The organism is Methylobacterium goesingense, from assembly GCF_022179225.1.
In the GTDB taxonomy this organism is placed as follows: Bacteria; Pseudomonadota; Alphaproteobacteria; order Rhizobiales; family Beijerinckiaceae; genus Methylobacterium; species Methylobacterium goesingense.
In genome coordinates this window covers 1-13,952 of the sequence record NZ_BPQL01000188.1, presented here as the reverse complement: position 1 = coordinate 13,952, position 13,952 = coordinate 1, and the positions used below count along the sequence as shown (strand labels likewise).

The 13,952-nt window shown below is 69.0% G+C and carries 14 protein-coding genes; 7 read left to right on the top strand and 7 right to left on the bottom strand.

Annotated features, from left to right (window positions below; translation table 11 throughout):
* Window positions 1-382, top strand: a 382-nt coding sequence (locus MFF30_RS26295; RefSeq protein WP_373320998.1) for a hypothetical protein, incomplete at its 5' end; no start/stop codon positions are given.
* A 4-nt stretch (window positions 383-386) separates the two neighbouring features.
* On the opposite strand, the gene MFF30_RS24050 is transcribed toward MFF30_RS26295, so the two are convergent.
* Window positions 387-1,268 (bottom strand): S49 family peptidase, encoded by an 882-nt coding sequence (locus MFF30_RS24050; RefSeq protein ID WP_238282688.1) that lies wholly within the window; start codon window positions 1,266-1,268, stop codon window positions 387-389.
* Window positions 1,269-1,452: 184 nt separating this feature from the next.
* On the opposite strand from MFF30_RS24050, the gene MFF30_RS24045 reads away from it, so the two are divergent.
* Window positions 1,453-1,776, top strand: a complete 324-nt coding sequence (locus tag MFF30_RS24045; RefSeq protein WP_238282687.1) for a hypothetical protein — start codon at window positions 1,453-1,455, stop codon at window positions 1,774-1,776.
* Window positions 1,777-1,819: 43 nt separating this feature from the next.
* Here the strand turns inward: MFF30_RS24045 and MFF30_RS24040 are convergent, their stop codons facing one another.
* Together MFF30_RS24040 and MFF30_RS24035 are read right to left on the bottom strand one after the other, a co-directional pair.
* Window positions 1,820-2,614, bottom strand: a complete 795-nt coding sequence (locus tag MFF30_RS24040; protein ID WP_238282686.1) for a tRNA1(Val) (adenine(37)-N6)-methyltransferase — start codon at window positions 2,612-2,614, stop codon at window positions 1,820-1,822.
* Complete coding sequence (locus MFF30_RS24035; protein WP_238282684.1) at window positions 2,607-2,831, bottom strand: putative signal transducing protein; 225 nt, start codon at window positions 2,829-2,831, stop codon at window positions 2,607-2,609. The genes MFF30_RS24040 and MFF30_RS24035 overlap by 8 nt, the downstream gene beginning before the upstream one ends.
* Window positions 2,832-3,007: 176 nt before the next feature.
* Here MFF30_RS24035 and MFF30_RS24030 point away from each other — a divergent pair, with 176 nt between their 5' ends.
* On the top strand, window positions 3,008-4,027 hold the full coding sequence (locus MFF30_RS24030) for a polyprenyl synthetase family protein (protein ID WP_238282682.1): 1,020 nt from the start codon (window positions 3,008-3,010) through the stop codon (window positions 4,025-4,027).
* Window positions 4,028-4,087: 60 nt separating this feature from the next.
* Here the strand turns inward: MFF30_RS24030 and MFF30_RS24025 are convergent, their stop codons facing one another.
* The 3 genes from MFF30_RS24025 to MFF30_RS24015 all read right to left on the bottom strand — a co-directional run bounded on the left by MFF30_RS24025 (window position 4,088) and on the right by MFF30_RS24015 (window position 8,734).
* Window positions 4,088-4,963, bottom strand: coding sequence for a 4-(cytidine 5'-diphospho)-2-C-methyl-D-erythritol kinase (locus MFF30_RS24025; protein ID WP_238282680.1), 876 nt, complete (start codon window positions 4,961-4,963; stop codon window positions 4,088-4,090).
* Between the two features lie 88 nt (window positions 4,964-5,051).
* Window positions 5,052-6,932: a tetratricopeptide repeat protein gene (locus MFF30_RS24020; RefSeq protein ID WP_238282678.1), complete on the bottom strand. Its 1,881-nt coding sequence runs from the start codon at window positions 6,930-6,932 to the stop codon at window positions 5,052-5,054.
* 140 nt (window positions 6,933-7,072) lie between these two features.
* Entirely contained in the window at window positions 7,073-8,734 is a 1,662-nt protein-coding gene (locus tag MFF30_RS24015; RefSeq protein WP_238282676.1) for an electron transfer flavoprotein-ubiquinone oxidoreductase, read from the bottom strand.
* Window positions 8,735-8,947: 213 nt separating this feature from the next.
* On the opposite strand from MFF30_RS24015, the gene MFF30_RS24010 reads away from it, so the two are divergent.
* The 3 genes from MFF30_RS24010 to moaB all read left to right on the top strand — a co-directional run bounded on the left by MFF30_RS24010 (window position 8,948) and on the right by moaB (window position 11,499).
* Entirely contained in the window at window positions 8,948-9,829 is an 882-nt protein-coding gene (locus MFF30_RS24010) for a uracil-DNA glycosylase (RefSeq protein WP_238282674.1), read from the top strand.
* Window positions 9,830-9,953: 124 nt separating this feature from the next.
* On the top strand, window positions 9,954-10,859 hold the full coding sequence (gene ypfJ / locus MFF30_RS24005) for a KPN_02809 family neutral zinc metallopeptidase (RefSeq protein WP_238282672.1): 906 nt from the start codon (window positions 9,954-9,956) through the stop codon (window positions 10,857-10,859).
* A gap of 82 nt (window positions 10,860-10,941) precedes the next feature.
* Window positions 10,942-11,499, top strand: a complete 558-nt coding sequence (moaB, locus tag MFF30_RS24000; protein WP_238282670.1) for a molybdenum cofactor biosynthesis protein B — start codon at window positions 10,942-10,944, stop codon at window positions 11,497-11,499.
* 10 nt (window positions 11,500-11,509) lie between these two features.
* On the opposite strand, the gene MFF30_RS23995 is transcribed toward moaB, so the two are convergent.
* Window positions 11,510-12,385 (bottom strand): LysR family transcriptional regulator, encoded by an 876-nt coding sequence (locus MFF30_RS23995; protein WP_238282668.1) that lies wholly within the window; start codon window positions 12,383-12,385, stop codon window positions 11,510-11,512.
* A 199-nt stretch (window positions 12,386-12,584) separates the two neighbouring features.
* On the opposite strand from MFF30_RS23995, the gene MFF30_RS23990 reads away from it, so the two are divergent.
* Entirely contained in the window at window positions 12,585-13,895 is a 1,311-nt protein-coding gene (locus tag MFF30_RS23990) for a dicarboxylate/amino acid:cation symporter (RefSeq protein WP_238282666.1), read from the top strand.
* The last annotated feature ends 57 nt before the right edge of the window (window positions 13,896-13,952 follow it).

Sequence of the window (13,952 nt, the reverse complement as noted above, 5' to 3'; positions counted from 1 at the left end):
CGCCGCACGCGTGCGGCGCCACACACAATTCTGCCACGATTTGTTTAAGCGGTGGAACGGTCTCGCTTGCTGCCAAGTTTATCCGGCAATCAAGGGGTTTTCATCGTCCTGCGGGACAATCGATAATTTGGAAACACGGGCCATGCGCTCCACCGTCACAGTCTTCGCTGCCCTCATTGCTGCATCGCTCGTCGCGACGCCGCTCGTCATCAGTGCCTCCAACGCGCTCGCGACGCCCGATCACTCGGACGCCGTGGCCATGCCTGCCGCCGTGACCCCGATCGAGATCGTCGCTATGCCGGCCCCCGTCCCGGCCGAGACCTGCACCCGCAAGGTCCGGGTCGTCTATGCCGGTTACGGCACGGACGCCTGTTCGCGCTGAGCCCTCACAGGCCGTAGCGGGCGAAGGCTGCGCGCGCCTCGATTGCCGCCATCACCTCGCCCGCCAAGCCGCCGGCATCGAGCCCCCCGCCATCGAGTCCGCCGGGCGTGGCCCGGCGCAACAGGCGCGCCACGAGCGAACCCTTCTTCTCCGCCACCAGTACCAGTTCGACCTTGTCGCCGTAGCGCGCCCGCAAGGTGGAGCGGGCGTCGCCGAGCGCATCGACGAGACCGAGGGGCACGCCCTGCTGCCCGGTCCAGACCGCTCCGGTGAAGAGGTTCTCGCCGTTCGGCGCCAGCTTCGGGCGCCGCGCGCTGACGAGGGTCGTGAACAGGGCCTGCACGTCGGCCTGGATCACCCTCAACCGGGCCACGTCCGCCGGGTCCTCCGGGCGGAAAGGATCGAGCATGCCCTTGGCCTCGCCCTGGGTGTGGACCCGGCGCTCGACGCCGATGCGCTCGATCAGCCGGTCGAAGCCGAAGCCGGCCGAGACCACGCCGATGGATCCGACCAGCGACATCGGGTCGGCGATGATCTCGTCGGCCGCGCACGCGATCATGTAACCGCCCGATGCCGCCACATCCTCCACGAAGGCCAGCACGGGCAGGTTCTTCTCGGCGGCGAGCGCCCGGATGCGGCGATGGATGAGATGCGACTGCGCCGGCGAACCACCCGGCGAATTGATGATCAGCGCCACCGCGACGATGCCCGGCATGCCGAAGGCCCGCTCGAGGCTTCCCGCCAATCCGCCGATCGAGAGGCCCGTCCGCAGGGGCGAGACCGCCCCAATGGCACCGCTGAGGCGCAGCACCGCCACGCGCGGGCGCTTGGTTCGCCAGCGTCGCGGCAGCAGGTTGCGCAGGCGGGCGGGCAGGGAAAGCGGCATGGGGTCTCGTTCGCGGAGGCGGCAGACGCAAGAAGCGGCGTGCCGTGGCGTCGGGGGATCGTGAGCGTGATCTGGGACCGGGCGAACCATTTTGCCAGCATCGCCGTTCCAGCACACGCGGTCGCATCGGTGCGACGCGCGGGGCCCATGCGGGCCGTAGCAACGAAAGGGAGGCTCAGGAACCATGCGCGTCTTGCGTTGGATGATCATCGCCCTCGGCGTCGTGGGCGGCGCGATCGGACTGGGAGCGGCGACTCAGGCGGCCCCGCTGCCGGTGGCGGCCGTTGAATCCGCCGGGTCGACGAACCTCGTCGAGCAGGCCCGTTGGCACCATCACCGACGTCACTGGCATCGCCGCCACTGGCACCGCCACCGGCACTGGCACCACCGCCGGCACTGGCATCGCCGGCATCACTGGCACCACCGCCACCACTGGCGGCGCCATCACGGCTGGGGGCATCGGCATTACGGCTGGCACCGCCCGCACCGCGCGCGCATCTTCTACTGAGCGCTAGCACCTGGGAGGGCGGCTGCGGCGCGCCCTCCCCCCGTCAGGGCGATGGATCGATCCAGCCGCGTCCGGCGTGCAGAGCCTCGGCGTCGGGCGTAAACCGGCCGGAGGCGTCGTGCAGGATCAGGGCCGGACGCAGGACGAAGGGCGCGCGGCTACCCTTGCGGGCGGTGAGGAGGATACGGATCGCGGGCTCATCGGCCCTGGCATGGACCGGCCGCACCGCAATCGCCCCGAAGCGGCTACGCAAGGCATCGAGGCAGGCGGGCAAGGCATCCGCCCGGTGAATCAGGCCGAGGCGCCCCTTCGGCCTCAGGATGTCGACGCAGGTGCGCAGCCAGGACGCGAGGTCCCCGACCGCGAATCCGTGCGCGTCCGCCTTTCCGCGCACTGGAGAGGCTCGGTAAGTCCCACGCTCGAAAAACGGTGGGTTCGTCAGCACGATGTCGGCGAGGTCGGGAACGAGCCCCGCCGCGCGCCGCGCCGCCCCCGGGGCCAGGACGTCGGCCTGGACAATCGTGGTCCGCCCGGAGAGGTCGTTCAGTGCGGCGTTTCGCCGGGCCCGGTCGACGAGGTCCGGATCTCGCTCCACCAGGATCAGCCGCGTCCCCGGCGTCCGCCGGGCCGCCGCGAGGCCGACCGCACCGGTTCCGGCGCCAATATCGCAGATCACCGCCTCCGGGGGCGGGGCGAACAGGCCGGCGAGCAGCACCGCGTCGGTCCCGGCCCGGTGCGCGCCGCGCGGAGGCTGGTACAGCCGCAGACTTCCGCCCAGCCAGAGATCCGCCGTCTCGTCGTTCAGGCTCTCGGGTGGCCCGCCTTCCACATCAGGCATCGCGCAGTTCCGCGGCGAGGCCCGCATCGCGCAGGAGCCGGCGCGCCTGGGGGGCATGATCCCGCGGCACCAGGATGCGCCGCGCGAAGGCGCCGATGGAGCCTTCGAGGAGGCTCATGTGCTGATCCGCCACCAGGACCGGAATGTCGGCCCCCTCCAGGAGCGACTGCGCGAAGCCGATCAGGACGAGGTCGTTGCTGCGGATCAGTTCGGTCATGAATCCTCGTCCTCCGGCACGCTCGCCGGTCCAGGCCGCGACGAAGCGGGGGGCTTGCGTATACCTTGCGGCATGGTGCGTGTTGCAGCGCCCCCGGGCGCATGCGATGGGGTGCCGCAGAGTTTATCGGGTCGTGGGGCGCCAGGAGGCGCCGTGGATGTGGAGGCCGCGCGGTTTTGGGCGTCGTAGTTCCGATCGATGAGAGCAGCCCCGACCCGGAGGCGAGCCTGGCCGACCTCGTCGCGCTGGTGGCCGGTGGCATGGAGCGCGTCAACGCGACGATCCTGTCCCGGACCGGCTCCGACGTCCAGATGATCCCCGAGGTGGCCAACCATCTCATTTCCTCGGGCGGCAAGCGCCTGCGGCCGATCCTGACGCTCGCCACCGCCGACCTCTGCGATTATGCGGGCGACGGAGCCGTCAAGCTCGCCGCGAGCGTCGAGTTCATGCACACCGCCACGCTCCTGCACGACGACGTCGTGGACGAGAGCGACATGCGCCGCGGCAAGGTCGCGGCCCGCATCAAGTGGGGCAACGAGGCCAGCGTGCTGGTCGGCGATTTCCTCCTGGGCCAGGCCTTCCGCATGATGGTCGAGGTCGGGTCTCTGAAGGCCCTCGATATCCTCTCGACCGCCGCCACCATCATCGCCGAGGGCGAGGTGATGCAGCTCACCGCGGCGAAGAACACCGAGACCAGCGAGGACGAGTACCTCGCGGTGATCAGCGCCAAGACGGCGGAACTCTTCGCCGCCGCCTGCGAGGTCGGGCCGGTGCTCGCGGCCCGGCCGGAGGCCGAGCAGGCCGCCTGCCGCGCCTACGGCATGAATCTCGGCATCGCCTTCCAGCTGATCGACGACGTGCTCGATTACGGCGGCACCAGCGACAGCCTCGGCAAGAATGTCGGCGACGATTTCCGTGAGGGCAAAATCACGCTGCCGATCGTGCTCGCGGTCCGGCGCGCCAGCGAGACCGAGCGCGGCTTCTGGAAACGCACCCTGGAAGCCGGAGAGGTGAACCCCGAGGACCTCGACACCGCCCGCGCGATCCTGCGCCGGCACGGTGCCCTCGACGAGACGATGGCACGGGCCCGCCACTACGGCGACCGGGCTCGCGCCGCCCTGGCGCCATTCCCCGCGAGCCCGATGAAGCAGGCCCTGCTTCAGGTCGTGGATTTCTGCATCGCGCGGGCGTACTGAACCGGCGTCGCCGCTCCGCTCGCGCGGGGCGGACTCATCAGGTGCTGCGTGGGCGCGGGATCAGCGCAGGATCGCCGAGGCGACCCACCAGCGCGGATACGCGGCCCTGACGCTGCGGGCGGCGCGTGCCGCGTCCGAGCGACTTCCGAACAGCCCGAACACCGTAGCGCCGGACCCCGACATGCGAGCCAGGCGGCAGCCAGCGCAGCCGCGCAGCGCCTCCAGGGCGTCGGCGATCACGGGGGCGACGGTGAGGGCCGGTGCCTCAAGATCGTTTCGGGTGGGCAACAGGGTGCGAACCAGCGTCGCGGCGTCCGTTCCGGCCGCGATCTCCGGGTGGGCGGCACCGGGATGACGCGCGCCGACGGAGAGCCCCAGGGCGCGGAAGACCGGCGCCGTCTCGACCGGCACCCCGGGATTGATGAGGACCGCCGGAAGCGGCGCCAGCGCGAGGGCCGGACCGATGCTCTCGCCGGCGCCGAGCATCATGCGGGCCCGGGGATCGAGGCAGACCGGAACGTCGGCGCCCGTAGCGCGGGCAGCGGTGAGCAGGTCCGGATCGTCCGGGGCGATACCGTTGAGGCGGGCGAGAAGCCGCAGAGCGGCGGCGGCATCCGACGAACCCCCGCCGATGCCGGCCGCGACCGGCAGGCGCTTCACGAGGTGGAAGGCCCCATGCGCGAGGCCGGGACGCACCCGGGCGAGATTGCGCGCGGCACGGATCACGAGATTGTCGTCGAGCGGGCCGGCCGGGCCGGCGGTGGGGCCCGAGACCGTGAGGGTCAGGTCGGGCCCGGGCACCAGGGTCAGGGTATCCCCCGCGCCGGTGAAGACCACGAGGCTTTCCAGCTCGTGGTAGCCGTCGCCCGCCCGTCGCCCGAGCACATGGAGGGTCAGGTTGATCTTGGCCGGTGCGCGGGTGACGAAGAGGGACACGGAATCTCGGGGCTCGGCGGGCTGAATGCGGGGCCGGTCTGGCCCCGCATCGCGCGCCGCGTCAAGCCTCGAACGCGATCGGTAATCCTCAGCCGCCGCTCTTCTTGTCGGCGGCGCCCGGAGGCTCGTTCGGAGCGGGCGCGCCCTTCGGCAGTTCCGGGTTGGCCTTGCCCTCAGGCGGGTTCTCGGCGGTCGCCGCCGGCTTGTCGAGTTCCGGGAGGCCGTCCTTCAGCTTGGCGTTGATCTTCTCAAGATCCTCGGGCTCGGGGTTGAGGTCCTTGGCGTGCTGCCACTGGAACTTGCCCTCCAGGCGCCGCCCGGCCCGCCAGTAGGCGTCGCCGAGGTGGTCGTTGATGGTCGGGTCGCCGGGCTTCAGCTCGATCGCCTTTTCCAGCTCGCGCACGGCGTCATCCCAGCGGCCGAGGCGGAAATAGGCCCACCCTAAGCTGTCGATGATCATGCCGTCGCGCGGGGCCGCATCGACGGCCTGCTTCAGCATGGTGAAGGCCTCGTCGATGTTCATGTTCTGATCGACCCAGGAATAGGCCAGGTAGTTCAGCACCTGGGCCCGGGCGCCGGGCTGGCTCGCGGGCACGAGCTCAAGGGCCTTCTTCAGGTCGGCCTCGGCCTTAGGCCATTGCTTGGCCCGCTCGTAGGCGGTGCCGCGGAAGTAGAACGTGGTCCAGTAATTCGAGGCCGGTCGGTCGCCGATCAGCGCGATGGCGCGGCTGTAGGTCTCGGCCGCTTCTTCGTACTTCTTGCGCGAGCGCTGCACGTTGCCGAGCGCCGAGATGATGTCGATGTCGTCCGGATGCGCCTTCATGGCGGCATCGAGATGCGCGATGGCCTCGTCGCCCTTGCCCATCTGCTCCAGGTTCAGGCCGATCTGGACGTCGGCGTTGAGGCGTAAGGGCGAAGCGGTCGGGATCTGCGCGTAAGCTTCGTTGGCCCGGTCCGTCTGCTTCATCCGGTCCAGGATGTCGGCGAGCGTCAGGCGGGCCAGCGCATGCTCGGGGGCGAGGTAGAGGGCCAGACGCAAGTAAACGATGGCCGGCAGTTCGTCGCCTTGCGTCGAGCCGGCCGCACCGAGGCCGTACAGCACCTCGCCGGCGCCCTCCTGAGCGGAGTTGACGAGGCGCGCGAGGGGCTTGCCCTCCTTCAGTTTGGTCAGGGCGTCGCGCACGATGGGGTGGCGCGGCAGCAGCTTGTCGAACTCGGTATAGGCCTGGATCGCGAGGTCGGTGCGCCCGGCCTGCGCCTCGAAACGCGCGTAGGCGTCGACAATGCGCAGGGTGTTGCGGTCGGCGTCGTAGGCCGCCTTGAGACGACGCTCCGCTTCGGCCTGGTCGCCCACGAGGCTGGCGATCAGCCCGGCATGGAAGTCCCGGAAGGTGTTGTAGTAGCGCTCGCCCTTGAGCTTGTTGACCGTGTCGAGGGCGCGCTTGCCGTCATTGGCGCCGGCGAACGCCCAGGCGGTCAGGAGCGTACCGGTGAGGTCGGCGGCCGCCCCCCGGCCGCTACGGGCGAAGTTCTGGCGGGCCTGGGCGAATTGCCCGGCCTTGATCTGGCGCACGCCGAGGGCGAGTTGGGCGAGACCGTTCGAGCCGTCGCGGCTCGTCAGGCGCTCGGCGGCCCGGAAGGCATCCGGCAGGGAGCCGTCCGCGAGCAGCGACACGAAGGCGCGCTCCAGCAGTTCGGCGTTGCGCGGGTCGGCCTTGACGGCCTCGCGATAGAAGCTCGCCGCCGCCGCCGTGTCCTTGGAGGCACCGGCGATGTAAGCGGCCAGGAAGTTGCCCTCCAGGGATTCCGCCGGCTCGTACTCGTTGACCGGCGCCGATTCCCGGTTCTGGGCCGCCTGCACGGGCAGGGCCGCGGCGAGAAGGAGGGCGAGGGCCGGGAAGGCCCGACGTCCGGCCCGAGAAGTCCTGGAAGCCTCGGAGGTCTTGGGAGTTTTGGCGTTTCCGTTCATGGGCACCGATCACGGCTCCTGCGCGCCGCCCCCGTGGGGGCCAGGCTCGATTGGGGCGGGACACTGGACTCTTACCGCCATCCCCGCAAGGCATAAGGATGGCGGGCAGCGCCCGCCATCCGGGACCGTGAAAGTCGCGCTCACATGTTGGGGTAGTTCGGTCCGCCCGGTCCCTCAGGGGTCTCCCAATTGATGTTCTGGTTGGGGTCCTTGATGTCGCACGTCTTGCAGTGGACGCAGTTCTGGGCGTTGATCTGGTAACGCACGCCGTCGCTGGCGCCCGTATCGGCCACCCACTCGTAGACGCCGGCCGGGCAGTACCGGGCCGAGGGCCCGCCGAAGACGTCGTGCTCGGACGCCTTCTGCAGGTCGAGGTTCTTCACCTTGAGGTGGGCCGGCTGGTCCTCCTCGTGGTTGGTGTTCGAGAGGTAGACCGAGGAGAGCCGGTCGAAGGTCAGCTTGCCGTCGGGCTTCGGGTAGACGATCGGCTTCACCTCCGCGAGGGGCTTGAGCGTCGCGTGATCGGGCTTGCCGTGTTTGAGCGTGCCGAAGGGCGAGGCGTCGAGGATCGTGTTCGACCACATGTCGAGGCCGCCCAGCCCGACGCCGATCAGGGTGCCGTAGCGCGACCAGAGCGGCTTGACGTTGCGGACCCGCTTGAGGTCCTGGCCGATGGCGCTGTCGCGCCAGCCGTTCTCGTAGGCGGTCAGTTCGTCGCCCTGGCGCCCCGATTCGAGGGCCTGCGCGAGGGCCTGGGCCGCCTGCATGCCGGAGAGCACCGCGTTGTGCGAGCCCTTGATGCGCGGCACGTTCACGAAGCCGGCGGAATCGCCGACGAGGCAGCCGCCCGGGAAGACGAGCTTCGGCACCGATTGCCAGCCGCCCTCCATGATGGCCCGCGCCCCGTAGCCGATACGCTTGGCCCCCTCGAAGGTCTCGCGGATCATCGGGTGGGTCTTGAAGCGCTGGAACTCCTCGAACGGCGACAGCGTCGGATTCTCGTAGTTCAGGTGCGTGACGAAGCCGACCGAGAGCAGGCCGTCGTCGAAATGGTAGAGCCAGGAGCCGCCGCCGGCCTTGTTCGGTAGGGGCCAGCCCATGGTGTGCTGAACGAGGCCGGCCTGGAACCGGTCGGGCGCCAGCTGCCAAAGCTCCTTGACGCCGAGGCCGTACTTCTGGTGGTCGCTATGGGCGTTGAGCTTGAACCGGTCGATCAGCGTCTTGGTCAACGATCCCCGCGCGCCCTCGCCGAAGACCGTGTACTTGGCGCGCAGCTCCATGCCGCGGGTGTAGTCGTCGCGCGGCTTACCGGACTTGCCGATGCCGAGATCGCCGGTCGCGACGCCGACCACGGCGCCGGCCTCGTCGTAGAGCACTTCCGAGGCCGGGAAGCCCGGATAGATCTCGACGCCGAGCTCCTCGGCCTTGGCGCCGAGGTACTTCGTCACGTTCGAGAGCGAGCCGACGAAATTGCCGTGGTTCGACATCAGCTTGGGAAAGAACAGGTTCGGCATGGTCACGCCGCTGTTCTTGGTCAGGAACATGAACTCGTCGCGCTCGACGGCGGTCTTGAGCGGGCGGCTCGCGTCCTCGCGCCAGCCCGGCAGCAGGCCGTCGAGGCCCGACGGATCGATGACCGCGCCGGAGAGAATGTGGGCGCCGACCTCGGAGCCCTTCTCGACCACCACGATGCTGACCTCCGGCGCCAGCTGCTTGAGGCGGATGGCGGTCGCGAGCCCGGCCGGACCGGCGCCCACGATCACCACGTCGAATTCCATCGCCTCACGTTCGGGCAGCGCCATCCGTCATCCTCCTGTCGCGTCCGCGTTTCCGCGCGGGTTGTTTCGTCGTGCGATCACATGTCTGGCGTTCACTCTCAACCCATTCCAACCTGGGAAGGCAAGCGACACACCGCCCGTGCCGCCCGAGGGTGACGCTATCGCGCGGGGCAAAAGGTGGTGCGTGGTGCCGCAGGCCCTGTTGTCCACAGGCGCGCGACGCGCCACATCTCCATCATGAGCCAGGGCGACGACCAGCAACGGGATCTCATCGCGAACCTCGACTTCCACGTTGAGGCCGGCTTCGACCTGTTCCTCGACGAGGCACCGCACGACCGCTTCGCCGAAGCCGATGCGCCCGAGCCGGCCCGGCCGGTCGCGCCGCCCCGCGAGCGAACGGCACCGGCCGTCCGCGACGAATCCTTCCGGACGGAGCTGCCCCAGCGCGGCGCCCCCCCTGCGCCCGCCCCGGCCGCGGCGCGAACCTTCGGTCAGTCGGCCTCGGCCAAGCCCGGCGAGGCGGCGGGCGACGCGCGGGCCCGGGCCAAGGACGTGCAGTCCTTGGAGGAGCTCGAGGCGCTGCTCGCCGGGTTCGACGGCTGCCCCCTGAAATTCACCGCCAAGAACCTCGTCTTCGCCGACGGAAACCCGGCGGCCAAGCTGATGTTCATCGGCGAGGCGCCCGGCGCCGACGAGGACCGCGTCGGCAAGCCCTTCATGGGCCGCTCGGGCAAGCTCCTCGACCGGATGATGGCGGCGGTCGGCCTCGACCGTACGAACGCCTACGTCACCAACATCGTGCCCTGGCGCCCCCCGGGCAACCGCAACCCGACGCCCCAGGAGGTCTCGATCTGCAAGCCGTTCATCGAGCGGCAGATCGAACTCGCCAACCCGGATCTCATCGTCTGTCTCGGAAGCCCGGCGACCCAGGCGATCACCGGCACGAAGGACGGCATCCTCAAGGCGCGTGGACGGTTCTTCCCCTACCGGGTGGGGGACCGCGAGATCCGGGCGCTCGCGACCCTTCATCCGGCCTACCTCCTGCGCCAGCCCCTGCAGAAGCGCCTCGCCTGGCGGGACTTCCGCACCCTGCGCGCGGCCCTCGACGGGAAGGCCTGAGGCGTTTAGGGCCACGTCCGACGCGGCTTGAGAACAAGCCCAAGCGGAACCGTATCCCGCGCCTGCGACTTACTTCACGCGACCGTGTGGAGCGGCGCGCGTCCGAACAGGGTGTATCGAGATCATGCGCTGGGAAGATTTCCGCTCTTCGGACAATGTCGAGGATCGGCGCGGCGAAGGCGGCGGTGGCGGCGGTTTCCCGGGCGGCGGAGCCGGGGGCCTCGGCATCGGTGCCATCGTCATCCTGTGTATCATCGGCTGGGTGACGGGCATCAACCCCGCGATCCTGATCGGCGGGGCCGAGCAGATGACCGGGGGCGGGCGCCAGCGCCAGGAGCAGGTCGATCCGCAGACGCAGAGCCAGCGCAAGACCAAACCCACCGATGAGAGCGGGCGCTTCGCCGCCGCGATCCTCGGAAATACCGAAGACGTCTGGAAGGAGGTCCTGCCGAACCAGACCGGGCGCCAGTACCGGCCGACCACCATGGTGCTCTACCAGGGCGGCACGCGCAGCGGCTGCGGCTCGGCCCAGGCGGCGATGGGACCGTTCTACTGCCCCCTCGACAAGAAGGTTTACCTCGACACCTCCTTCTTCAAGGAGATGGAGCAGAAGTTCGGCGTGAAGGGCGACTTCGCTTATGCTTACGTTATCGCGCACGAGGTCGGCCACCACGTGCAGGATGAGCTCGGCATCCTCGGCAAGGTCCAGGGCCGGCAGCAGGCCGCGTCGAGCAAGACCGAGTCGAACCAGCTCTCGGTGCGCGTCGAGCTGATGGCCGATTGCCTCGCGGGCGTCTGGGCCAAGAACTCCAACGACAAGTACAACGCCCTGGAGCCCGGCGACATCGAGGAGGCGATGCAGGCGGCGAGCGCCATCGGCGACGACAAGCTCCAGAAGCAGTCCCAGGGCTATGCGGTGCCAGATTCCTTCACCCACGGCTCGTCCGAGCAGCGCATGCGCTGGTTCATGACCGGCTACCGCAGCGGTCAGACGAAGTCCTGCGATACGTTCCGCGCGGCGCGCAACTGACGACGCGCCTCCCCCTGGCGGTGCGCGGTCGATGCAGCAGCATCGGCCGCACCCGCCGGCCACCGGCTGAAGGCACGTCCCCATGGTCGCATCCGACAAGACCCGCGCGTTCATCCCCCTCGCCATCGCGGTGCTCACGGTCTCGGACACCCGCAGCGCGGAGGACGACCGCTCCGGCGACACGCTGGTGACGCGCCTTCAGGACGCGGGCCACGCGCTCGCCGCCCGCGCCATCGTGCCCGACGAGGTCGCGGCGATCCGCGGGCAGGTCGAGGCTTGGAGTCAGGACCCGGCGGTGGACGTGGTCATCACCACCGGCGGCACCGGTTTCACGGGCCGCGACGTGACGCCGGAGGCGATCGAGCCCCTGTTCGAGAAGCGGATGGACGGCTTCTCGGCGGTGTTCCACCGAATCTCCTACGACAAGATCGGTACCTCGACCCTGCAGTCGCGCGCCACCGCCGGGGTCGCCAACGCCACCTACATCTTCGTGCTGCCGGGTTCGCCCGGTGCCTGCCGAGACGCCTGGGACGGCATCCTCGCTGCGCAGCTCGACTACCGTCACCGCCCCTGCAACTTCGTCGAGATCATGCCCCGCTTGGACGAGCACCTGCGCCGCGGTGCCTCGATTACGGTCTAGCGGTACGACTTCAGGCCTCGGAGCGGATTAGCGCCAGGAAATTGCTGATCAGCGGCCCGGCCTTCTCTCTCACCCAGAGTGCATGGACGTCGGCGCTGATGGTTTTTCCGGCGACCGGTCGGTAGACCACATCCGCATGCGCGAGCCGGGCGACGAATTCCGGGATGATGGCGATCCCCAGGCCCGCCGCGACGAGGCTGGTTAACGACGCGGCTTCGACGACCTCGTGCGTGATGTTCGGAATGAACCCGGCCTCGACGCAGCATGCCCAGAGGTATTTCGCGAACAGCGAGTCGGAGAGGCGCAGGAACACGAACCGCTCCTGGCTCAAATCGGCGAGATCGATGACCGCCTTGGGCGCCAGGCGGTGGCCTTTGGGCAGCACGAGGGTCACGGTCTCGCGCCAGGCGCGCACGCTGACGAGGTCGGCATCCGGGGGTGGGCTGCGCAGGAAGCTGATATCGGTCTGTCCGGCCTTCAGCATCGCGATCTGCCGATCCGGCGACATCTCGTGGATGCGCAGATCGACATCGGGATAGGCGATGTCGAAATCGCGGATGGCGCGACCGAGGGGACCAGCGAGCATGGATCCCGTCAGTCCGACGTTGACGATGCCGGCCGCACCGGCCCCGATGGCCCGCGCCCGTGCCATCGCCTCGCCGGACTTGTCCAGAATGGCGAGCGCCTGCGCGTGGAAGTCGACGCCCGCCCGGGTCAACGAGACGCGACGGGTCGTCCGCTCGAACAGCGCCGTACCGACCTCCGCCTCGAGATCCCGGATCTGCTGACTCAATGGCGGTTGGGCGACGCCGAGGCTTTCGGCGGCCGCCGTGAAGCTGAGGTGCCGCGCGACGGCAACGAAGTAGCGCAGGTGACGGAGTTCCATCCGCCAATTCATACGACAGAAATATCAATCGAGATAAATGAAATATTTGACGTCTCGATGCGCCGGCAACATGGTGCCGCCGAGATCCGTCGGACGCCGGTCGCATGCAGGATAGATCCGGCAACCGGTTGGGCGCGATGCTCCAGGGTCGATCGGCCGGCTGGGGCCTGAAACGGCACGACGACGTACGGGGGGTGTGATGAAGCGGTTCTTCGCGTCGTTGTTCGGGCAGGTCGTGGCTGCCCTCGTCCTCGGCATCGTCCTCGGGATGGTCTGGCCGAACTTCGCCGTTACCCTGAAACCGCTCGGCGACGGCTTCATCAAGCTGATCAAGATGGCGATCGCGCCCCTCGTGTTCGGCGTCGTCGTTCACGGCATCGTCGGGGCCGGCGACCTGAGAAAGGTCGGCCGCGTCGGCCTCAAGTCGCTGATCTACTTCGAGGCGGTGACGACCCTCGCCCTCATCCTCGGCCTCGTCCTGGCCTACGCCTTCGCACCGGGGCACGGGATGAACGTCGATGTGGCGAGCCTGGATGCGAAATCGATCGCCGGTTACACCGAGCGCGTCGGCCAGGTCACCGGAACCGTCGACTTTCTGATGAAGATCATTCCGACCACCTTCGTCGACGCCTTCGCCAAGGGCGACATCCTCCAGGTCCTGATCCTCGCAATCCTGTTCGGCGCCGGCCTCTCGCTCCTGGGCGAACAGGGCAAGCCCCTCGCCAAGAGTCTGGAGCGCATCACCGAGGTCCTGTTCAAGGTCATCGGCTTCATCGTCCGGCTCGCGCCCCTCGGCGTGCTCGGCGCCGTCGCCTTCACGGTCGGCAAATACGGCATCGGCTCGCTCAAGCAGCTCGGTATGCTGGTGGTGCTGTTCTACGCGGGCGTCGCGTTCTTCGTCTTCGTGGTGCTCGGCACCATCCTGCGACTGGCGGGCTTCAGCATTCTGAAACTTCTCGCCTACCTGCGCGAGGAATTGACGGTTGTGGCCGGCACCGCCTCATCGGACTGCGTGCTGCCGCAGGTCATGCGCAAGCTGGAGCGGCTCGGCATCAAGGACTCGACCGTCGGCCTCGTGATTCCGACCGGATACTCGTTCAACCTCGATGCCTTCTCGCTATACCTGACCCTCGCCACGGTCTTTATCGCTCAGGCCACCAACACGGACCTCTCCTTCGGTCACCTGATGCTGATCCTCGGCATCGCGCTTCTCACTTCGAAGGGTGCCCATGGCGTCCCCGGCTCGGCCATCGTGGTGCTGGCCGCGACCCTGTCGGCGGTCCCGGAGATCCCCGTCATCGGGCTGGTGCTCGTGCTGTCGATCGACTGGTTCGTCGGCATCGCCCGAGCGCTGGGCAACCTGATCGGCAATTGCGTGGCGACGGTGGTGATCGCCGCCTGGGAGGGCGACATCGACCGGGCGCAGGCTCACCGCGTCCTCGACGGCCACGGCACGACCGATACCGCCGCAATCCTCGACGCGCCGAGCGTCGAACCGCATTCGGCCTGACGGCGGAACCACGACGCCCGCCCGACACGGAGCCCCTTGGATGACCGCCTCGCCCTA